22 protein-coding genes and 1 pseudogene are annotated in these 21,104 nt (G+C 34.3%); 8 read left to right on the top strand and 15 right to left on the bottom strand.

What is annotated here, in order from left to right; genetic code table 11:
* Nucleotides 1-15: 15 nt before the first annotated feature.
* Together odhB and apaG are read left to right on the top strand one after the other, a co-directional pair.
* Nucleotides 16-1,276 (top strand): annotated as a pseudogene (gene odhB, locus J3D55_RS14400) (2-oxoglutarate dehydrogenase complex dihydrolipoyllysine-residue succinyltransferase).
* Nucleotides 1,277-1,357: 81 nt separating this feature from the next.
* Nucleotides 1,358-1,747, top strand: coding sequence for a Co2+/Mg2+ efflux facilitator ApaG/CorD (gene apaG / locus J3D55_RS14395; protein WP_259132160.1), 390 nt, complete (start codon nucleotides 1,358-1,360; stop codon nucleotides 1,745-1,747).
* Between the two features lie 189 nt (nucleotides 1,748-1,936).
* Here the strand turns inward: apaG and J3D55_RS14390 are convergent, their stop codons facing one another.
* The 4 genes from J3D55_RS14390 to J3D55_RS14380 are packed head-to-tail and all read right to left on the bottom strand — an operon-like array spanning nucleotide 1,937 to nucleotide 4,420.
* The gene (locus J3D55_RS14390; RefSeq protein WP_259132159.1) at nucleotides 1,937-2,491 is read right to left on the bottom strand and encodes a 3'-5' exonuclease; all 555 of its coding nucleotides are present in this window, start codon (nucleotides 2,489-2,491) and stop codon (nucleotides 1,937-1,939) included.
* A 59-nt stretch (nucleotides 2,492-2,550) separates the two neighbouring features.
* A complete protein-coding gene (locus J3D55_RS14385) occupies nucleotides 2,551-3,537 on the bottom strand; it encodes a glycosyltransferase family 2 protein (protein WP_259132158.1) in 987 nt (328 codons plus the stop codon).
* Nucleotides 3,538-3,741: an LpxL/LpxP family acyltransferase gene (locus J3D55_RS22685; RefSeq protein ID WP_445432968.1), complete on the bottom strand. Its 204-nt coding sequence runs from the start codon at nucleotides 3,739-3,741 to the stop codon at nucleotides 3,538-3,540.
* A gap of 43 nt (nucleotides 3,742-3,784) precedes the next feature.
* On the bottom strand, nucleotides 3,785-4,420 hold the full coding sequence (locus tag J3D55_RS14380; RefSeq protein WP_445432967.1) for a lysophospholipid acyltransferase family protein: 636 nt from the start codon (nucleotides 4,418-4,420) through the stop codon (nucleotides 3,785-3,787).
* Nucleotides 4,421-4,499: 79 nt separating this feature from the next.
* Here J3D55_RS14380 and J3D55_RS14375 point away from each other — a divergent pair, with 79 nt between their 5' ends.
* Nucleotides 4,500-5,072: a thioredoxin family protein gene (locus J3D55_RS14375; protein ID WP_259132157.1), complete on the top strand. Its 573-nt coding sequence runs from the start codon at nucleotides 4,500-4,502 to the stop codon at nucleotides 5,070-5,072.
* A gap of 32 nt (nucleotides 5,073-5,104) precedes the next feature.
* Here the strand turns inward: J3D55_RS14375 and J3D55_RS14370 are convergent, their stop codons facing one another.
* The 5 genes from J3D55_RS14370 to J3D55_RS14350 form a co-directional block, all read right to left on the bottom strand.
* A complete protein-coding gene (locus J3D55_RS14370; RefSeq protein WP_259132155.1) occupies nucleotides 5,105-6,466 on the bottom strand; it encodes an aldehyde dehydrogenase in 1,362 nt (453 codons plus the stop codon).
* A gap of 42 nt (nucleotides 6,467-6,508) precedes the next feature.
* Nucleotides 6,509-8,071: an MFS transporter gene (locus J3D55_RS14365; protein ID WP_259132153.1), complete on the bottom strand. Its 1,563-nt coding sequence runs from the start codon at nucleotides 8,069-8,071 to the stop codon at nucleotides 6,509-6,511.
* Between the two features lie 194 nt (nucleotides 8,072-8,265).
* Nucleotides 8,266-9,312, bottom strand: coding sequence for an HlyD family secretion protein (locus tag J3D55_RS14360; protein ID WP_259132152.1), 1,047 nt, complete (start codon nucleotides 9,310-9,312; stop codon nucleotides 8,266-8,268).
* A 5-nt stretch (nucleotides 9,313-9,317) separates the two neighbouring features.
* A complete protein-coding gene (locus J3D55_RS14355; protein ID WP_259132151.1) occupies nucleotides 9,318-9,944 on the bottom strand; it encodes a TolC family protein in 627 nt (208 codons plus the stop codon).
* A 61-nt stretch (nucleotides 9,945-10,005) separates the two neighbouring features.
* The gene (locus tag J3D55_RS14350; RefSeq protein ID WP_259132149.1) at nucleotides 10,006-10,650 is read right to left on the bottom strand and encodes a TolC family protein; all 645 of its coding nucleotides are present in this window, start codon (nucleotides 10,648-10,650) and stop codon (nucleotides 10,006-10,008) included.
* A gap of 80 nt (nucleotides 10,651-10,730) precedes the next feature.
* Between J3D55_RS14350 and J3D55_RS14345 the strand changes: the two genes are divergently transcribed.
* The gene (locus tag J3D55_RS14345) at nucleotides 10,731-11,597 is read left to right on the top strand and encodes a helix-turn-helix domain-containing protein (RefSeq protein ID WP_259132148.1); all 867 of its coding nucleotides are present in this window, start codon (nucleotides 10,731-10,733) and stop codon (nucleotides 11,595-11,597) included.
* Nucleotides 11,598-12,146: 549 nt separating this feature from the next.
* Here the strand turns inward: J3D55_RS14345 and rplI are convergent.
* The 6 genes from rplI to J3D55_RS14315 form a co-directional block, all read right to left on the bottom strand.
* Complete coding sequence (rplI, locus tag J3D55_RS14340; RefSeq protein WP_259132146.1) at nucleotides 12,147-12,665, bottom strand: 50S ribosomal protein L9; 519 nt, start codon at nucleotides 12,663-12,665, stop codon at nucleotides 12,147-12,149.
* 110 nt (nucleotides 12,666-12,775) lie between these two features.
* Entirely contained in the window at nucleotides 12,776-13,078 is a 303-nt protein-coding gene (gene rpsR / locus J3D55_RS14335; protein ID WP_259132145.1) for a 30S ribosomal protein S18, read from the bottom strand.
* A gap of 29 nt (nucleotides 13,079-13,107) precedes the next feature.
* Nucleotides 13,108-13,449 carry a 30S ribosomal protein S6 gene (gene rpsF / locus J3D55_RS14330; RefSeq protein WP_259132143.1) on the bottom strand — a complete coding sequence of 114 codons (342 nt, stop codon included), beginning with the start codon at nucleotides 13,447-13,449 and terminating at the stop codon, nucleotides 13,108-13,110.
* Nucleotides 13,450-13,666: 217 nt separating this feature from the next.
* The gene (locus J3D55_RS14325; RefSeq protein ID WP_259132141.1) at nucleotides 13,667-15,097 is read right to left on the bottom strand and encodes a serine hydrolase domain-containing protein; all 1,431 of its coding nucleotides are present in this window, start codon (nucleotides 15,095-15,097) and stop codon (nucleotides 13,667-13,669) included.
* 380 nt (nucleotides 15,098-15,477) lie between these two features.
* Entirely contained in the window at nucleotides 15,478-16,794 is a 1,317-nt protein-coding gene (locus J3D55_RS14320; RefSeq protein ID WP_259132139.1) for a dihydrolipoamide acetyltransferase family protein, read from the bottom strand.
* A gap of 63 nt (nucleotides 16,795-16,857) precedes the next feature.
* Entirely contained in the window at nucleotides 16,858-17,685 is an 828-nt protein-coding gene (locus tag J3D55_RS14315) for an SAM hydrolase/SAM-dependent halogenase family protein (protein ID WP_259132136.1), read from the bottom strand.
* Between the two features lie 135 nt (nucleotides 17,686-17,820).
* Here J3D55_RS14315 and J3D55_RS14310 point away from each other — a divergent pair, with 135 nt between their 5' ends.
* From J3D55_RS14310 to J3D55_RS14295, 4 genes are all read left to right on the top strand, one after another.
* The gene (locus J3D55_RS14310) at nucleotides 17,821-18,780 is read left to right on the top strand and encodes a PhoH family protein (protein ID WP_259132134.1); all 960 of its coding nucleotides are present in this window, start codon (nucleotides 17,821-17,823) and stop codon (nucleotides 18,778-18,780) included.
* A gap of 148 nt (nucleotides 18,781-18,928) precedes the next feature.
* Nucleotides 18,929-19,591: a porin family protein gene (locus J3D55_RS14305; RefSeq protein WP_259132133.1), complete on the top strand. Its 663-nt coding sequence runs from the start codon at nucleotides 18,929-18,931 to the stop codon at nucleotides 19,589-19,591.
* Nucleotides 19,592-19,708: 117 nt separating this feature from the next.
* Complete coding sequence (locus tag J3D55_RS14300; protein WP_259132132.1) at nucleotides 19,709-20,224, top strand: hypothetical protein; 516 nt, start codon at nucleotides 19,709-19,711, stop codon at nucleotides 20,222-20,224.
* A gap of 212 nt (nucleotides 20,225-20,436) precedes the next feature.
* Nucleotides 20,437-21,093, top strand: coding sequence for an outer membrane beta-barrel protein (locus J3D55_RS14295; RefSeq protein ID WP_259132130.1), 657 nt, complete (start codon nucleotides 20,437-20,439; stop codon nucleotides 21,091-21,093).
* The last annotated feature ends 11 nt before the right edge of the window (nucleotides 21,094-21,104 follow it).

Raw genomic sequence — 21,104 nt, 5'->3', positions numbered from 1 at the left:
AATAAAAAATACGATATGTCAGTTTTAGAAATGAAAGTTCCTTCACCGGGCGAATCAATAACAGAAGTTGAAATTGCAACTTGGCTTGTGAAAGATGGTGATTACGTAGAAAAAGATCAACCAATCGCTGAAGTAGATTCAGACAAAGCGACTCTTGAATTGCCAGCTGAAGAAAGTGGAATTATTACTTTGAAAGCAGAAGAAGGTGACGTGGTACAGGTAGGTCAGGTAGTTTGTTTAATTGATAGAGATGCTGCAAAACCTGCGGGTAGCGCTGCTCCTGCTGCAGAAGCTCCAAAACAAGAGGAAGCTCCGAAAGTGGCTGAACCAGCTAAACAAGAAGCTCCAAAACCTGCTGCTCAACCCGTAGCTGCAACTCAAACTTATGCTACAGGTGCTCCGTCTCCTGCAGCTAAGAAAATTCTAGACGAAAAAGGTATCGATGCTTCTCAGGTTTCAGGATCTGGAAGAGATGGAAGAATTTCTAAATCTGATGCTGAATTAGCTGCTGTTCCTGCATTCGGAGGAAACCCTATTTCTGCTACAGGTTTCTAGATCTACTACGACAACTAAACTTTCAGTTCTTAGAAGAAAAATCGCTCAGAGATTAGTTTCTGTAAAGAATGAAACGGCAATGTTAACTACCTTCAATGAAGTTGACATGTCTGAAATCTTTAGACTGAGAAAACAATATAAAGAAGAATTTGCTCAAAAACACGGAGTAGGACTTGGTTTCATGTCTTTCTTCACAAAAGCGGTTACAAGAGCATTACAGCTATATCCTGATGTAAATGCATCTATCGACGGAGATTTCAAAACAAACTACGATTTCTGCGATATTTCAATTGCAGTTTCTGGTCCTAAAGGATTAATGGTTCCTGTATTGAGAAATGCTGAAAATATGTCTTTCCAGAGCGTTGAAGCAAACATCAAAGATTTGGCTATCAAAGTAAGAGACGGAAAAATCACTGTTGACGAAATGACAGGCGGTACTTTCACCATTACAAACGGTGGTACTTTCGGATCTATGATGTCTACGCCAATTATCAACCCTCCTCAATCTGCAATCTTGGGAATGCACAACATTATCCAAAGACCTGTAGCGGTTGACGGACAAGTGGTAATTCGCCCAATGATGTACGTTGCAATGTCTTATGACCACAGAATTATCGATGGTAAAGAGTCTGTAGGATTCCTTGTTGCGGTAAAAGAAGCTATCGACAATCCTGTTGCAATCTTAATGGGAGGAGACGAAAGAAAAGGTCTTGGATTATAAGTTTTTAAGAAAATTATAATATAAATTTTAAATCTCGCCTCAAAAAGGCGAGATTTTTGTATATATTCGATAAATACAAAAATGATGTTCTCAAAAACTACCTCAAATATCAAAGTTTCAGTAATACCTGAATATGATAGCAAAAACAGTTTTCCATCTGAAAACAGATACGTTTTTAAATATAACATAACGATTGAAAATGTTGGAAATTTTCCTATAAAAGTTCTTAAAAGAAAATGGCTGATCTTCGATGTTGGTTTTGGATATACGGAAATTATTGGCGATGGAGTGATTGGCTTAACCCCTGAAATTCCTGCGAATGAAAATTTTGATTATTTCTCCAATGTGATGCTTCGTTCCGGAGTAGGAAATATGAGCGGAAAATACCTGGTTAAAAACATGGAAACTCAGGAAACTTTTGAAATAGATATTCCAAAGTTCAATCTTTTATCCGAAGTTTTAAGTAATTAATATAAAGCAGAAAGCGATTAAAGCAAAGAAGGAAATAAGATTTCAGATTAAAAAAAGGAAGAAAAATAAGACATTTTTTTAGTTAAAGAATATTCTCAAACATCTGCGTAATCCGCAAATCAGCGAGAGAAAAAACAAAACGCAATCATCTGTGAAAATCAGTGAAATCAGCGGGAAAATTAAAAAAAATCAAAGCTTTTTAATCTTCAGTTTCATATAATCCATCACCTCTTCAGTACTGGTGAGAAATAACTTTTCACAGGCAAGCAAAGAAATCTTGGCACAAACCTCTGCATCGTCACCCGCTCTGTGATGGTTAAACTTAATTTGATGATGTTCTGCCAAATGCTTTAATCCATATTTAGGCAAATAATTCCATGATTTTTTTGCTAACTGAATGCTGCATAAATAGTCCAATTTTGGTGTAAACATTCCGTAATAATCAAGACAGCCACGCAAAACTCCGGCGTCAAAACTGGCGTTGTGAGCGATCATTAAAGTGCCATACATCATTTCTTCAACTTCGTGCCAAATTTCGTCAAAAGTAGGGGAATTTTTTACGTCATCGGGAACAATTCCATGAACGTCAACATTAAATCTACTGAAATAAGGAAAACTCGGAGGTTTTATCAACCAAGTTTTGGTCTCTACAATTTTGGAATCCTGTACAATACAAATTCCCAATTCACACGCAGAATTTTTCTCGTGAGTTGCGGTTTCGAAATCTAATGCGCAAAAATCCATTTATTAAAGGAATTAATTTAAGGCTATGTTTTTATTTTAAATAAGATACTGATTTATACTTACTTTCCACCTAGAAAATGTTTAAAAATCAACCATTTCGACTGATAAAATTCATCTTTATGATGTTTCTGTCTCAGCTTCCAGGTTCCTGCAGCTTGAGCATAAAACCCGAAATGTGCTCTTGCAACTGCCCAAAGATGAGGAAATCCTTGTTTTAATCCAAAATAGATTCCGGCAATTCCATCTAAACATAATCTGAAAAAAATTAACCCGATCAACTTTGGAAAAGGTAAATTCTTCAACATCATAGAAAGATTATTTCTGATATTTAAATACGTTTTCTGAGCGCTTTGTTTATTTAAAGTTCCTCCTCCGACGTGATAAACTTTAGATTTTCCTGTATAAAAAATCTTCTTTCCCGAATTGATTAATCTCCAGCAAAGATCAATTTCTTCCTGATGCGCAAAAAATCTCTCATCAAAACCTTTCTGTTCCCAAAAATCTTTTGAACGGATAAATAAACAACATCCTGAAGCCCAAAAGATCTCCGTTTCGTCATCATATTGCCCTTTATCTTCTTCCAGATCATCGAAAATTCTTCCTCTGCAATAAGGATAACCGAGATTATCGATTAAACCACCTGCAGCTCCGGCAAATTCAAAATAATTTTTATTATTAAAAGATAAGATTTTTGGTTGAATGGCAGAAATCGAAGTATCCGTTTTAAATAAATTCAAGACTGGTTCGATCCAGTTTTCTGTCACTTCTACATCAGAATTGAGAAGGCAGTAATATTCGTTTTTAATTTCTTTTAAACCTTCATTATAACCTCCTGCAAAGCCATAATTTTTATCATTAACAACGATTTTTACGGTAGAAAATTCATCTTTCAAATATTCAATCGAATCATCTGTAGATTGATTATCAATTACATATATTTCAGCCGACCCGGAATAGCTGATTACACTGGGAAGGAATTTTTGAAGCCAGTTTTTGCCATTCCAGTTTAAAATTACAACTGCAAGATTTTTATTTTCTTCTGTCATTTATTCGCCGTCATCATAGGTTTTAATAGAATCCTGATATTTCCACTTTCTGTGTGACCAAAGATAATTGTCAGGATTTTTTCGAATCGTATTTTCCAGTAGCTGATGAAATTTTCTTGCCACTTCATTCTTTACAAATTTTTCACCATCGGGAGAGATTTTGTGATAATTTACCTGATAAAAACCTCTTTTTACCTTCTTCATTTCACAATAAATGAAAATAAGATCCATTCTCGTAGCCAGCTTATCATACCCGATAAATGCAGGAGTTTCTCTGGTTTAGAAATTTCAGTCCGTAGTTCACATGAGAAACGTGTGGGGTCTGATCTGCAACAAAAAGATAAATCGAGTCACCATCATTCTGCTTTCTGAAAATATTTAAAATAACTTCATTAGCTTCCAAAGGTTCATTGCCGAATTTACTTCTTACCTTCTTCATCTGATCTTCCCAAAAACTGCTGTTTACTCTTCTATATACAGGGTAAGAATGTTTCTGTGGTGTAATAGGAGCAAGGGCATTCATCCATTCCCAATTGAAAACGTGACCCGCCATTAATATTATATTTTTACCTTCAGCCTTAGCTTCATGAAAAAGATCCTGATTAATGTATTGCATTCTGACACGCGTTTCGGTTTCAGAGATACTAAATGATTTTACAGTCTCAGCCAAATAATCGGAAAAATTCAAATAGAATTTTTTTCTTATTTCATTTATTTCCTTGTCTGATTTTTCAGGGAAAGAGTTTTTAAGATTTTGGGTAATTATCTTTTTTCTATACCCAACGATATAGTAATTTAAAAAGAAGATCACATCCGAAAAAATGTATAAAATTTTCAGAGGGAGCTTAGAAATCAGATATAATATTTTGATAAGGAAATTCATAAAACAGGCAAATTTACGGATAATAAAATTACGGTTCTATTTTTGCTGATAATAACTATTATTTTTTTATTTTTATGTTATGAAAAAATCATTGTTAGTAGCATTTCTGGGATTAAGTTTTTTTGCTTTTTCTCAGGAACTAAAAGATAAACCGGAAGCTCGGGATACTGATAAAACATTATTGGTAAAAGCAGATCATGCCGAATTGGATGCAAAGAAAAAAGCTGCAGAAGAGAAAGTTAAGTTGCCAAAACCTTATGATCCGAAAGCTGATGCAGAAAAAGATATTCAAAATCTGATCGCAAAAGCCAAAAAGGAAAAGAAAAATATCATGATTCAGGCAGGTGGAAACTGGTGTATCTGGTGTTTGAGATTCAATCAATATGTTCAGACGACTCCGGAATTAAAGAAAATTGTTGATAAAAATTATGTTTATTATCACTTAAATTATTCTCCGGATAACAAAAATGAAAAAACGTTTGCAAAATATGGTAATCCGGGTGATAAATTCGGTTATCCAGTTTTCATTGTGTTGGATAAAAACGGAAAAATGATCCATGTTCAGCAAAGCGATGTTTTGGAAGAAGGAAAAGGATACAGCCTTGAAAAAGTAAAAGAGTTCTTTAATCAATGGACTCCTAAGAAATCATAATAAAACCGGGAAATTATTCCCGGTTTTTTGTTTTATAAAAATTTCCTGATCCAGTTTAATTTTTTCTCCTCATATGGAGGATATTTAATATTTGGTTCTCCCCAAGTTGCTTTTTCTAAAATCGCTTTCTGATGCGAAAAAGTTTCAAAGCCAAATTTCCCATGATAATTTCCTATTCCGGAATTTCCAACGCCACCAAACGGAAGATTTTCATTTCCCAAATGCATCATGACATCGTTGATACAACCACCTCCAAAAGAAAGTTTATTGGTGAAATTCTCCTTTTCTTCAGAATTATTGGTGAATAAATAAGCAGCGAGCGGTTTTTCTAATTCTACAATTTCATTTAAAGTAATATTAAAATTTTTGAAAGAAATCACTGGTAAAATCGGTCCGAAAATTTCTTCCTGCATCACTTCATCCTGCCAATTAATATTCGTTAAAACCGTAGGTTCGATGTATAATTTTTCTTCATTGAAATCTCCGCCGAAGTAAATTTTATCTTTATCAATCAACTTAATTAACCGTTCAAAATTCTTTTGATTAATAATTTTGGTGTAATGTGTGGAATCAGGTTGATAGTTGAATTTTTTAATATAATTTCTAAGCGTTTCCAAAAATTGTTCCTGAATAGATTCTTCGACCAATAAGTAATCTGGAGCGACACAGGTTTGTCCGGCATTTATAAATTTTCCCCAGACAATTCTTTTGGCAGCGACTTCAAGATTGGCATCTTTTGTAACGATTGCAGGAGATTTCCCACCTAATTCCAAAGTAACGGGAGTTAAATTTTCTGCGGCAGCTTTGTAAACAACTTTTCCAACCTTTGTACTTCCTGTAAAAAATATTTTATCGAATTTCAGTTTTAAAAGTTCTGTTGTTTCATCAATTCCACCTTCATAGACGTACAAATATTCCGGTGGAAAATTTTCATTGATGATTTTTGCCATTATTTTCATCGTATTTTCTGCAATTTCACTTGGTTTTAAAATACAACAATTTCCCGCTGCCAAAGCGGCAACAATAGGAGAAATGGATAATTGATAAGGATAATTCCAGGCTCCGATTACCAAAATATTTCCTAAAGGTTCAGAATAAATCCTACTTTTTCCGATTTGATTAATAAGATTGGTTTGTACTTTTGTAGGTTTTGAAAGCGATTTTAAATTCTTTAGATAATAATTAATATCATTTAAAATAAAGGAAATTTCTGTCGTGAAAGTATCAAACTTCGATTTTCCAAAGTCTTTGTGAATCGCTTCATAGAGAAGGTTTTCATTTTTAATAATGACTTCTTTCAGTTTTTCAAGATACATTTTCCGAAACTTTATATTTTTCGTTTGCTGTGTCTTGAAAAAATCTTTTTGCTTTGATACGATTTCCTGAATTTCCATAGAATGAATTTCAAAAATCAATGCAAATCTTCTGCCTAAACTTTACATAATATTTCTGATCGCGATTTTGACAGGATGATATAGCAATAAAAGCAAAGCTGTTATCAAAGCCAGCCAAAATAAACCCGTAAAAATCTCCATGTTGGAAAGTAAGATTGCCTGCGCATTAATCTTTGCTTTAAAAATTCCCGCCGTCATTGATAAAGACTCATTCACAGGTAATTTCGAAATATTTGCTCCGAAAATCTGATTCCATTGTGAGTAGAAAACGGGATTGGTATCTGTTAAATTATAACTTAATGCATCTGAGTGTTTTAACGTTAAAAATAACATCAGATTCTGCATTAAAGCATATCCGATTGCGGTCGTCCAGAAACGGGTGGTCGTACCTAAAGCTGTTGCATTGGCAACATATTCTTCGGACATTCCTGAGATTAAAAAGAAAACCAAAGGCGTAAATAATAATCCCTGCGCAATTCCCTGTAAAAATAAAGGCGGACAAATCGTTGAAAGAGTAGTGTCGGGATAAAAAGTGTAAGTAAACCAAGCGCAATCAACCGCCAATAATAGAAATCCTGTGAAGAAAACAATTCTTGAGGACACGCCTTTCGTTAAACAAATTCCGGATAAAAAAACGCCTAAAAGTGTTCCGAAAACATTCCAGTACTGGATTTCTACGATATAATCCCACGGCCATTTCCAAACGGTTGCCATGATGATATAGACATTATTTAAGCCGGAACGAATTAAATAAAATATAAAAAACAATAACATGCCGACAATCACATTTTTAGAACTGAACACTTCAAAATGAAAAAACGGACGCCTGGAATTTCTCTGTTTTAACATAAATAATCCTCCCGAAATCATGAAAACAAAGAGACAGATAATGATGATGTCAGACTCAAACCACATCAATCTTTTTCCGTAAATGATCGCATAAGCTCCCGATTGAAGACAGGTCCAAAGTAAAAACCAGCTCGTAATATCCAATTGATACAAAGGTTTTTTCGGAAAAAATCTGTTTCTGTTGAAAATGGCAAATCCGATAATTAAAATAAAAATATGGAAATAAACCATCATTAAAATCATATGCTTAAAATCGTAATTTTCGATGCTAGATTTCAATAAAGAAGTGGTAATCGTTCCGCCCGTCAACATGATGGAATACATGAAAAGATAGGCGATGATTTTGGCGTGTCTGGTTTTTAATTCAGCAATAATTAAAGGTAAAAAAATAGCTCCTTCCAAAACTCCGAAAATTCCCTCCAAAACCCTAATTACCAAAATGACATGATAATCGTTGGTAATCGATAAAAGATAGAGGATAATTATAGAAATGGAAGACATCAGCAAAACATAATATTTTACGCTGAAATACGCCATAAACCGCTGTATCACTAAAAGGGTAACCACAAATGTACCATACATCAAAATCATTAAATATTGGATGTCGTCTGAATCTACATCCATAAAAGAAGAGGTGAAGGCGCTATTAGAATGTAATATCGACAACAACATCAGGTGGGGAAACAGCGCTAAAACCAAAAGCGGCAGCTTCAGCCATTGTGGTACCCATTTGTGATAAATTGTATTGTGTTGCATGATTGTTATTGAGAAAAATGCGAAAAGACAAAAGGCAATGGTGTAAAAAAAGGTAAGATGGCAAACTTGCGATTCTGCCTTTTCGCTAAAAATATTTTAATTTGAAAATTTGAAAATGAGATCATTTGAAAATTAAAGAATGAATAATTTCGTACTCTAAAACTCTAAAACTCTAAAACTCTAAAACTCTAAAACTACATCTTCTTCGCGCTCACCAGAACATTCATTCCGGAGAGTAGTTTTTCGTTGTTTTGGTTATTGTCTAGAATAATTTTCACGGGAAATCTTTGTTCGATTTTTACGAAATTTCCTGTTGCATTGTCCGGTTTTACCAAAGAAAACTGTGAACCTGAAGCCGGAGAAACAGAAACTATTTTTCCTTTGAATTCTACATCAGGATACGCATCGGCTGTGATGATAACCGCTTTATTCTGGTCAATTTGTCCCAACTGAGTTTCTTTATAATTGGCAATAATCCATCTTTCTTTGCTCACGATCTGTACCAAAGCCTGACCTTCTTTGATTAACTGACCTTCCTGAATAGTTTTCTTCCCGACCCAACCGTCATAAGGTGCTGTAACGACGGTGTAGGAAAGGAAAAGCTTGGCATTATTCAAACTGGCAGAACTTTGCTGAATCTGGCTTTTTACGGGAGCAATTTTCGTTTGTTGTTCATTTACGCTTGCTTTTACGGCATTTTTCTGTTGTTCCAACGCCAAAAGATTGGCTTTTGCCTGTTCGTAAGAAGCTTTTACGTTTTCAAATTGCTGTTCGGTTGCAGCATCTTCTGAAACTAAGTTTTTATATCTTTTAAAATCCTGTTCTGTTCTCCAGATATCGATTTTTGCGGAAGCGATTTTGGCATCGATGATTTTCGTATCGCTTTCTTTTGTATTTACGCCACTTTCAATGGTATTAATGTTTTCAGAATTGGCATGAAGACTAGCTTCAGCCATTTTCACCTGATTCACGAATTCACGATTATCAATCACAATCAAAGTATCGCCTTTGTGAACGAACTGATTTTCGTTAAACTTAATAATTTTAATAAAACCTGAAACTTTACTCGAAACAGGTGTAATATATTGTTCGATCTGCGCGTCGTTGGTGGTCACATTTTTTCTCGAAAAAAGATAAAAACTTACCATTCCCGTAATTCCCGTGATAATGAGAATCCACGCCAATAAAGTGATCGTTTTGTTGATTCTTTTTTCCTTTCGTGTCAATTGCTTCTGTGCCATGGTTTTTATAGGTTTCCAATTGTATATTGGAGTTGATAATATTTAAGTTGACGATTAATTTTTACTGAGATTAAATTAGACTGAGCTTCCAGATAAGCATTGTCGGCATCAATTAATTCTGTGATTAAGCTTAATTTATTCGCATATTTCGTTCTTACGATGCGATAGTTTTCCTGAGCCTGATTAATGGCTTCTTCTGCTATTTTTACCTTTTGATCGGTTTCTTCAAACTTTTTGTAAGCTTCATAAACATTGTGTCTGATGTTTTCTTCATTTTCCTCAATCTGAAGCTTTGCCAAGTCGATATTTTCCTTTGCTTCCTGCATTTTGTATTTATTTTTATACAGACTTTCGATAGGATACGTAAGATTGACTCCAATCATTCCCAATCGATACGCATAAGGTTCGGGTGGGAAAAACATCATGTTCGGATATTTTAAAAAATATTCTCCACCTGCGGTAATTTTCGGTAAATAATTCGCTTTTGTAATTTTTTGGTCTAATTCTTTAAGCGAAAGATTTTTGGTTGCCATTTCAACAGATTCATTTTTATGTAAAGCAATTTCCGTGAGATCATCAACGTAAGGAATTTCTGCTTTTTCTGAAATCAGATCTTCTGTATCGACGTGCATTTCCTGGTTTTCCGGAAGTGAAAGAATGGTTTTTAATTTATGTTCTGCAATTTGTATATCATTATCCAGTTTCTGTCCAGCTCATTTTGTGGTTGGAAAGCTGCAAAGACGTTCTCAGTACTTCATTCACAGTTACAACACCGTTTGCTTTTAAGGCTTTAACTTGTTTGATATTGATGGAATCCTCCTTCATTTTATCATTAATTAAACCTTGCTGTTCTTTTAAATGATGGATTTGAAGGAAAGCAGTGATGATTTCCATGGTTAATTGTCTTTTGTCTAAATTCGTTTTTAACGAAGAAATTTCAGTGTCAATAGTTGCTTTTTTCTCGGTATTTTTAATTCTTCCGCCCATGTAAACAGGAATGGAAGCGGAAAGAGTGAAATCATACATTCCGTTGATGACATCGTATTTTGTAGCTTTTCCGAATACGCCATTTTCATGTTGAAAAAGATTGGAAACCTGCGTGTAGCTTGTATGAAATTCAATGTCCGGAAGTTTTTCCATTTTGAGGTCTTTCTCTTTGGTTTCGGACATTTCGTTTTTCAAATGACTGATCTGAATACTTTTGTTATTCTTAAGACCTAATTCCAAAGCCTCTTGTAAACTGAGGTGTTGATAATCTGTGATTTGTGAGTGTAAAAAACTGCTTATCAATAATAAGCACAACGCAATACAGTGATACTTTTTTGCGTTAAATATCATTTTCATAATTTTATTAAAGGTTTTTTGCTAAATTGATTTTGATAGTGCAAAGTTACGAGCCAAAGTATAGGACATGATTTGTGAAAACAGAAAAAGATTTGTTCATTTACGCCAAATTAAAATTTTCTTCCTACCTTTATTTTATGAATGACAGTCATTTTGGAGCGATTGAAGAAAAAGATGCCGAGTTTTATGTATATCACGTCTTGAAAGGAAATGTGAAAACAGAAATTCATCATCATACTTCTGCACAGTTAGTCTATGCAGAAGGAGGTATCGTACATATTTTTACCGATTTGAAACATTGGTATTTACCGGCAAGATGTTTTATGTGGATTCCGGCGGGAACGCCACATTATATTTTTTCGACAAGCCCAAAAGTGGATTTATATAATTTTTATTTAAAAAAAGAGGAAAATGAAAGTGGCTTTTTTGATGAAATTAATATTTATTCGGTCAGTCATTTGTTGAGAGAGATGATTTTATACACAAAAGAATGGGATGGGAAAATCACAAAAAATGATGAATCTAAATATTATTTTATCAAAGCATTAAAAGGAATTCTTCCTGAAAAAAGAGATAAGAGTTTAGCATTTCCTGTTCAGCATCCTTTTCCTAATGATGAGACTTTATTAAAGATCGCTCAGTACATTCATACCAACTTAGAAAAGCCTTTAACCATCGAATCTACCGCAAAAGAATTCGGAATGAGTACAAGAACATTATCGAGGAAGTTTAAAGAGATTTTAGGGATGAATTACGTCCGTTTCCTTCGCGCCTTGCGAATCACCCGATCTTTAGAATTAATGTTGGAAGGAAAATACAATATGTATGAAATTGCCATGATGGTAGGCTACAACAGCCTTTCTTCTTTCAGTAATATTTTCAAAAAGGTAATCGGGATTCCGCCGACGGAATATCAGCAGAAACTGAGAGGGGATGTTTAGGTGGGAGAGTTTGAGGGTTTTAGAGTATTAGAGTTGGTGTGTGAACAGTAGTAAGTTTATACTGAGTTTGTCTAAGTAAGGCAATCTTTTACTGCAAGGAAAAATATTTCAGTGATTGGATTACCATGAAGTTTATTATTCCGTAGGAATCTCAGCAATAGTTTTTACAATTCAGTCCCTACAAAATAGTCTAGATTCCTGCGGAATGACAAAGTGGATGGTGAAGTCGCGGCGTGAGTTTACTTTGAAATTGCTTTACTTCTATAAACTCAGAATAGGCGATTATGTTCCTCGCAGTGGCAAATATTGAATGAAAGACAAATATCTTAGCCCCGATAGAAACGGTTACCCCGCAATACGAGTTGGAGAGTGAGAGGGATTGGTGTTGGAGCGTTGTTGGCATGAGGAGTAGGAGTGGATAGCGGGAAATAGCTTCAAATAATTAAGAATACAAAGAATGTTATAGTTCCTAAAAAAACTATATTAAAAACAAAAAACCACTTCAAACGAAGTGGTTTATATATTGGAGAAATTCTCTTGAATTTGCGATTAAGCTTCTTCAGAAGGAGTTTCTTCTACAGCAACTTTCTTAGGAGCAGCTGGTTTAGGAGCCTCTACCGGTGCGTCAGATACGATGTCGAATTCAAAGTTGTACTCAACATTTCTGTGTAATCTGATGTTTGCAGTTACTTTACCTGTTCTCTTAATCGTGTTCCCAGGAATTTTGATATATTTCTTGTCAACAGAAACTCCAGCTTTAGCAAGAGCAGCAGCAAGATCTGCATTGTTGATAGATCCGAATAATTTGTCACCAGAACCTACTTTTGCAGGGATCGTGATAGAAGTTTTCTTCAATTGATCTACTACACCGTTTGCTGTAGCGATTAATTTAGCTTCTTCTTCTTTTCTAGCTTCCAAAGTAGCTTCTAGAGCAGCTTTGTTTTTAGGTGTAGCCAAAAGTGCGATACCTTGAGGAAGTAAAAAGTTTCTAGCGTAACCAGGCTTTACACTTACTGTGTCGAATTCAAGACCTAAGTTTTCTACGTCTTTTTTTAGGATAATGTCCATTGTTGTTGTCCTTTTTTAGATTTCAGAGGATATCTGAAATCAAGTTAGAATTAAAATTATTTATTCAGCAACAAAAGAAGAGATTGCTCTCTTCTTTTATTTATTTTGTCTTATTTCAATAAGTCAGCTACGTAAGGTAGTAAAGAAAGGTGTCTTGCTCTTTTGATCGCAGCAGAAACTTTTCTTTGGTATTTTAAAGAAGTTCCAGTGTATCTTCTTGGTAAGATTTTACCTTGCTCGTTTACGAACTGTAATAAGAAATCAGCATCTTTGTAATCAACGTGCTTAATTCCGAATTTTTTGAATCTACAGTACTTTTTATCAGTTTTTGTATTGATATCAAGTGGAGTAAGGAATTTTACTTCTGATTCTCCTCCAGCTGAGGCTTGTTTAGCCATATCATCTATTGCCATGTCTTTGTCTTTTTTAAATTGGGTTAATATTAAGCCTTAGCTGTTTTTACTTTAGTTCTTCTAGTGATAGCGTAGTCGATAGCGTGCTTGTCTAGTTTTGTAGTCAGGTAACGGATTACTCTCTCGTCACGTTTGAATGCTAATTCTAGATCAGCAACTACAGTACCTTCACCTTTAAACTCGATTAAAGTATAGAATCCATTCTTTTTCAATTGAATTGGATAAGCTAATTTCTTTAGTCCCCAGTTTTCTTTGGCAACGATTTCGCAGTTCTTCTCTTTGATAAGATCTTCAAATTTTTTCACTGCTTCCTCCACCTGAGCATCAGATAGAACGGGAGTTAAAATGAAAACAGTTTCGTAATTGTTCATAATGTTAAATGAATTTGTTAATTATTTCGAGGTGCAAAATTATGGATTTTATTTCTAATACGCAATGTATGATGTAGATATTTACGAAAAAAATGTGGATTTTAATGTATTTTCAATAATATTGAATTTAAATAATAATGAATAGATTTGAAATAGTAAAAAAACCTCCGAAAAATTCGAAGGCTTTGTATTTTAGAGATTGAATTTATAATGATTATTAATTCTTTTTCATTAAATCTTGTATTTTATTAATCATATTCACTCCGTTCGTGTTTTGCGGGTCTAATTCAATAGATTTTTTATAGTTTTCTAATGCCAACTTATAGTTTTTAGCAGATAAATAGCCTTCTCCTAAACTATCAAAAGCACCTCCGGATTGAGGATGTTCTTTTACGTTTAATTCAAAAACTTTAACAGCTTCATCAATCCTTGAATTTCTCATTAAAATATAGCCGATATTGTTCAATGTACTTTCAAAATCCCATGTTGGATTTTTTGCTTTAAAGCTGTAATAATTCTTTTCTGCATTCGGATTATCTTTTTTAGAAAACTCGGTAATGATGGATTCTTCCGCCAATGAATAAGGATTTATTAAATCCGGATCAATGATTCCTGCAATATGATTTACGATATTATATTGAGGCGGAAAGAAATTATAGCCGTTATACATCAAAATAATAGACATATTTTTATCCGGAAAGATTCTGTAAGCACTTACATTTCCTCCAGAAAATCCGTATGATAATGAATTATTAGTTTTGGTAATTTCCCAGCCGTACGCAAAATCACTTTTTTTATTACTAAAATCAAACGGTTTCCACATCATTTCTCTAGTTTTTTGCTGTAATAAATCATTTTTGCTGAGATGGCTGCTCCATTTTAAAAATGCGGGAAGCGTAATGGCCAATCCGTTTCCGGAATGAGCTCTTACGCCATCAATAGCTGTGCTTTTTTCATATTTCTGTGTGGTAGAATTATAATTATATTTTACAATTCTGTTAGGGATTTTTTCGATAGAATTAGAAGAAAATACCAGTTCGTTTTTAGAATCGGGAAATTGATTTTTTATGATGAAATCTTCAAAAGTCTGTCCTGATATTTTCTCAATAATCATGGTAAGCAGCAAATAATTCGTTTGATTGTATCTGAATTCATTTCCTGTCTCAAAATCCATCTTTTCTTTGGATAATCGATCAATGACTTTCGCATTAGAATCACCGGGTAAAATGTCATTAAAATCAATAACATTCGGAATGCCTGAAGAATGGCTTAAAAGATTTTTCACTTTTACATTTTGCCATTCTTTTGGTAAATTTTCGACATACTTTGAAACTTTATCTTCCAGAGATAATTTTCCTTTTTCAATCAATTGAAAAACGCCAACGCTTGAAATTAATTTTGAAGTTGAATAAACCCTAAACATTGAAGTGGAGCTCACTTTTTTAGGATCTTCCAAATTTTCCGTCCCGTAATATTGTTGAAAAATAATCTTGTCGTCTTTTATAATTCCAATGGCTAAACCCGGAATTTTATTAGTTGTAATAGCTTCTTTTACGTAATTGTCAATCAATTTTGATTGCTCGGTTTGTTGAGAAAAAGCCATACCGGAAATGTTTAAAAAGAATGCGGTTAGAATGATTTGTTTCATATTTTGGTGATCAGTTATGTAAGTAAGACAATTGGGAAAGTTATTCTGTTACATGGTTTATCATATAAATCTTGTATTTTACATTATAATTTTCCACAAATTAGATTCGCGAGTGGATTCTTAAAGGTTTCCGGATAACAAATAGGTGGTTGAGAGCCTTGTCAAGGTTGAAACCTTGACAAGGCTTCGTCTGGCTGTAGAAAATTCTTAACTATATCCTTACAAAATGACAATAGAATAGCGAGTGCGGAAAGCGGGAAAAAGCTTCAAATAAAAATTTTAAAGAAGTTACAAATAGACCACAAGAAAAAAACCTCCGAAAAAATTCGAAGGTTTATATTTAATATTGGTAAAATTACTCATTACCAATTATTCATTACTTATATTTCCGTGTTCAGATCCCAGTTTTGAAGGTAATCGTGAACATGTTTCAACATCATTCCACCTAAAGAACCATCTACAACACGGTGATCGTAAGAGTGAGACATGAACATCAACTGACGGATTGCAATTACATCACCATCCTTCGTTTCAAGAACTGCAGGTTTTTTCACGATCGCTCCAATTGCCATGATTGCAACTTGAGGTTGAGGGATAATTGGAGTTCCCATAAGGTTTCCGAAGCTTCCTACGTTAGAAATCGTGTATGTCGCCCCTTGAGTATCTTCAGGTCTTAATTTTTTGTTTCTTGCTCTGTAAGCCAAATCGTTGATCGCTTTTGCCAATCCTGAAAGTGACAATTGATCTGCATTTTTGATAACAGGAACAATAAGGTTTCCGTCTGGTAAAGCGGTTGCCATACCGATGTTGATATTTTTCTTTTTGATGATATTGTCACCGTTGATAGAAACGTTAATCATCGGGAAATCCTGAATCGCTTTTACGATCGCTTTTACGAAAATCGGCATGAAAGTCAGTTTCTCACCTTCACGTTTTTCGAACATATCTTTGTTTTTAGCTCTCCATTTTACAACGTTGGTAACGTCTGTTTCGATGAAAGAAGTCACGTGTGGAGCAATATGTTTTGCTTTCACCATGTTTTCAGCGATGATCTTTCTCATTCTGTCCATAGGAATGATCTCGTCACCTGCCGCTACAGAAATTGTAGAAGCCGGAGCTGAAGTCGCAACAGGTTGTGGTGTAGAAACCACTTGCTGTGCTACAGGAGCAGCTTGCTGAGCGGGCTGGTTTCCTCTGTTTTTAACGTAAGCTAAAATATCTTCTTTGGTAATTCTTCCTTCTAAACCACTTCCTTGGATAGATTTAAGTTCAGTTTCAGAAATATTTTCTTGTTGTGCAATTGATTTTACAAGTGGAGATAAATAAAGATCTCCCGAAAATTCTGTTGAAGCAGCTGCTTGTAGAGGCTGTTCAATCGTTTTTAAAGTGTCAGAATCCGGAGCTGCAGCCGAAGTTTCAGTTTTTACTTCTTCAGAAGCCGTGTTTCCTCCTTCTCCTTCAATTTCTAAAATAGCAATAGCTTCACCTACTTTTGCAACCTCGTCTTTTTGTTTCAGAATCTTTACGATTTTCCCCGAAACTGGTGTCGGAACATCTGAATCTACCTTGTCTGTTGCAATTTCTACTACGGAATCATCTTCTTTAACACTATCACCTTCGTTGAACAACCAAGTGATAATTGTCGCTTCCATAACACCTTCTCCCATGGAAGGAAGCAATAATTTGTACTCTGCCATTTTTATTTTTTAGATTTTGACAAATATATAAAAAAAAACGATTTTTTTATGAAATATTAAATTTTAGAAAAATTCAATGTAAATATTTTCTCCCACATTGAGTCCGAACAAAGATTTTGCGCCGTTTTTTTTGCTTCCTTTGTAGATCGTTAACTCCAAAAGCTGACTGTCATTGAAAATTGCTGCAGACTGCCCATGATATTCCGTCTCTCTTTCCCAATCCGATACCACTTCCGTATGGCTCGAAAAGACTCTTGAAAGACTTAAATTTCTGAATTTTATAGTGAAATTCTCGTATCCGTTGCCTGTACTTTCAAAAAAATCTTTGCTGATATTTGATATTATATTTCCGAAATTATCAATGTAATTTACTTCACCGATAATCATCTTTTCAGGCTCATTATAAACCGGTTTCGGGAATAAAAGCTGTTTGGCAGCTTCAATTTTTCGCCCGATAACCTCCGGAAGTCCGCCATTCGCCAAATGTACTGCTGCAGGAACAAAAACATCGGTAGAAGTGAAGTTTACAATATCATCAAATCGATTGTTTAGTGTGATTTCATAAATTGCTTCAGGTTTAATATCAAAAAAGATTAAACTTAAAAGTCCGTTATCGGCTGCCAAAAAGTAATGTCCGTTTGCTTTATACAGAATATTTTTTCTGGATCTGTTGTGAAAACTGTCTACAGAAACGATATGAATTGTGCCTTTCGGGAAGTATTTGTAAGCATTTCTTACGATATAAGAGGTCTGTACAAGGTTGAAGGACTGGATATCGTGGGTAATATCAATAATGTTAACTTTCTGATTCAGAGAAAGAATGCTCCCTTTCACAGCGGCGACTCTGTAATCCAAATTTCCGAAATCTGAAGTAAGGGTAATAATTGACATTGGTTGTTTATAGAATAATAGAATTGCAAATTTATTTAAAATAAAAAGAAAGCCCGAAAGATTGTGGAAAAGAATTTGATATAAATTTCAAAAAAAGCTTTAAATTTAAAATCTAAACTTAATTAAAAATACTGCATGTTTGAATTAACATATGATTTGGAAGATATCGATGCGAAAATCTTCTATGGAGTTAATAACCAATATTTCAATCTGATAAAATCTACTTTTCCGACTCTTAAAATCACAGGAAGAGACCACTATATTTTTGCGATGGGTAACCAGGAAGCGCTGGATATTTTTAAGCAAAAGCTTGATGATATTGTGAATTTTATTTCTAAAAACAATTCTATCGACCTGAAAGACGTTGAAAATCTTCTGAATATTAAAGACGAAAACGAAAAACAACTTGTTTTCGACCAAGATATCATCGTAAAAGGAGTAAACGGAAAAATAATAAAAGCAAAAACGACTAATCTTAAAAAATTAGTAAAAGAAAGCGAGAAGAAAGATATGGTTTTTGCCATCGGACCTGCAGGAACGGGAAAAACGTATACGAGTGTTGCTTTGGCAGCGAGAGCTTTAAAAGATAAACAGGTTAAAAGAATCGTTTTGACAAGACCTGCCGTGGAAGCAGGGGAGAGTCTGGGTTTTTTACCGGGAGATCTTAAAGAAAAGCTTGATCCGTATTTACAGCCTTTGTATGATGCTCTTCGAGATATGATTCCGCATGAAAAACTGGAAGGTTTTATAGAAAAAAAGATTATTGAGGTAGCGCCATTGGCTTTCATGAGAGGGAGAACGCTGGATGATGCTTTCGTGATTCTAGATGAAGCGCAAAACACCACTCATTCTCAGATGAAAATGTTTTTAACGAGAATGGGGATGAATGCAAAATTCATTATTACAGGAGATCCGACGCAGGTAGATTTGCCGCCGAAACAACAATCCGGGTTGAAAGAGGCAATGAGGATTTTAAGTGATGTGAAAGAAATCGGGTTTGTGCATCTTACGGAAGAAGACGTTGTAAGACACCCTGTTGTAAGAAAAATTATTATTGCTTACAATGACGAAGATAAAAGACAGAGAAACGAGTGATTTAATCAGATAAAAATATTATAAGGGCAGAATAATGAAAATTGTTCTGCTTTTTTTGTGAAAAAAACAAAGAATCATGAAATTTTGATATTAAAAATAAATTATTACTTTTGCGATCTAGATTTAATTAAAAAAAACTAATTTAAACATGAAGAAAATTGTACTTTTTGCAGCAGTCGCTGTAATGGGAATGAGTGTACACGCTCAGGAATTTCGATTTGGACCTAAAGTAGGTTTCGCAATGTCTACCCTTAAAATTGACGAAAAACAGGATGATCTTGGTAAAAGAAATATGGATCCTAAATATACTTTCTATGTAGGAGGTATGGCAGAATACAAAATCAATGATAATTTTGGTTTTCAGGCGGAAGTTTTATACTCTCCACTTGGGGCAAAAGAAAAAATTGACGGAGTAGATGCAGGAGTTGTTTTTGTGGGTGAGCAAACTAAGGTGAATTTAGGCACTCTTTTGGTTCCGATTTCAGCCAAATATTTTATCACAGAAGGTTTTTCGGTTGCTGCGGGTGCTAACTTTGGAGTTATCTTAACGGCTAAACAAAAAACTGTATTTGGATCAGATTTTCTTAGCGTAGATGTGGATGGAGAAGAAGGTGAAGTGGATATTAAAGATGATATCAAAAAATTAAATATCGCTCCATTCGTAGGCGTAGAATATATGCTTGAAAATGGACTTTTCTTTGATGCGAGATACAGTTTAGGAGTATCAAACCTTTCTAACGACAATAGCGGAGGAAAAGTAACCAATAGTTTTGCACAAATCGGTGTAGGATTTAAATTCGGAGGAAACTAAGAGTTTTTGCATAAAAAAATGAAAGCGGTACAAAATTTGTATCGCTTTTTTTTGTGTTAGATACTACCACAATTTTATTCGTACAAAAAAAATAATTCAATATTTAAACTTATTAAAATGAAAAAACTATTATTAGTAGGTGCTTTTGCGCTTTTAGGAGTTGGTGCACAAGCTCAGGAGGGTTTTAGATTAGGAGCTCATGTTGGTGCGCCTCTAGGTGATGCTGCAGATGCGGCAAGTGTAACATTAGGGATAGATGCTGCTTATATGTGGCATATTACTAAAGGTTTGGATATCGGTGCTACTACAGGATATTCTCATTTTTTTGGGAAAGATCATGTAGATGATTTCGGTTTTGTGCCTATCGCGGCTTCAGGGAAATATAAATTCTCTAAAATTCCGCTTTTTGTAGGATTGGATTTGGGAGCAGCTATTTCAACTAAAGATTATATCAACAGTGGTTTGTATGTTGCGCCAAGAGTAGGATATCAGATGAAAAATGTAGAATTGTATTTAGGATTCCAGAATATCAGCAGCAGATATAAGAATCATGATCATGACTATTATTGGTATGGTGATGACAGTTTTAATTTCGGAGCTGTTAATTTTGGGGTAAATTTTTTCCTGAAATAAAAATTTTTAAAAATCAAGTATATTTAACTCCAATTGCAGAATTGGAGTTTTTTTATTCAAAAATTTGTGAAAAAGTCAAAGGCTCTTAATTAATACGTTTTATTGTCGGAAATTGCTAATATTCATCAATGATATTAATCACGTTAACAAATTTTAATATTAGGCGGTACCACTGTAAATTTGCCCTCAGAAAGTATTAAAATTTTAAAAAAATGAAAAAAGTATTATTAACTGGTGCTATTGCACTTTTCGGTTTATCGAATGCACAGATTGCTAAAGGAACTGTATATTTATCAGGATCTGCTGAATATTCTCAAAAAGAAACTAACAGCGGTGACAATAAAACAGAAAAATTCAACGTATTACCAACTGTTGGATATTTCGTAGCTCCAAACTTAGCAGTAGGTGTAGGTGTTGGATACCAAACTGAAAAAATTACGGATATCACAACTACAGCTTTGCCAGGTGCAACACTTGTTCAGTCTAGTATTACTAAGAAGCCAGCTTTCGTTGTTGCTCCTTTCGTAAGAAAATATTGGACTTTAGGTGATAAATTGTACATCTTCGGACAATTGGCAGTTCCAATGCAGTTTGGAAAAACTGAAGTTGAAGGTTCTTCTGTACTTACTTCAGGAACTACAACAACTACAAACTCTGTTTCTACTGAAGCTAAATACACTCAAATTGGTGTTACTGTGAAGCCAGGTTTAGATTATTTCTTAAACAAAAACTGGTCTATCGAAGCTACAATCGGTGAGTTTGGTTATAACAACTTCAAACCAAAAGATGGTGAAGCTACAAACAACTATAACTTTGGTTTAAACTTATCTTCTGTAACTTTCGGAGTTAAGTATGTATTTGCAAAATAATAAACATACAA

It is taken from the genome of Chryseobacterium ginsenosidimutans (assembly GCF_024807225.1).
Classification (GTDB): domain Bacteria; phylum Bacteroidota; class Bacteroidia; order Flavobacteriales; family Weeksellaceae; genus Chryseobacterium; species Chryseobacterium ginsenosidimutans.
The sequence above is the reverse complement of the archived record's forward strand: the minus strand, read 5'-3'. Positions and strand labels throughout refer to the sequence as shown.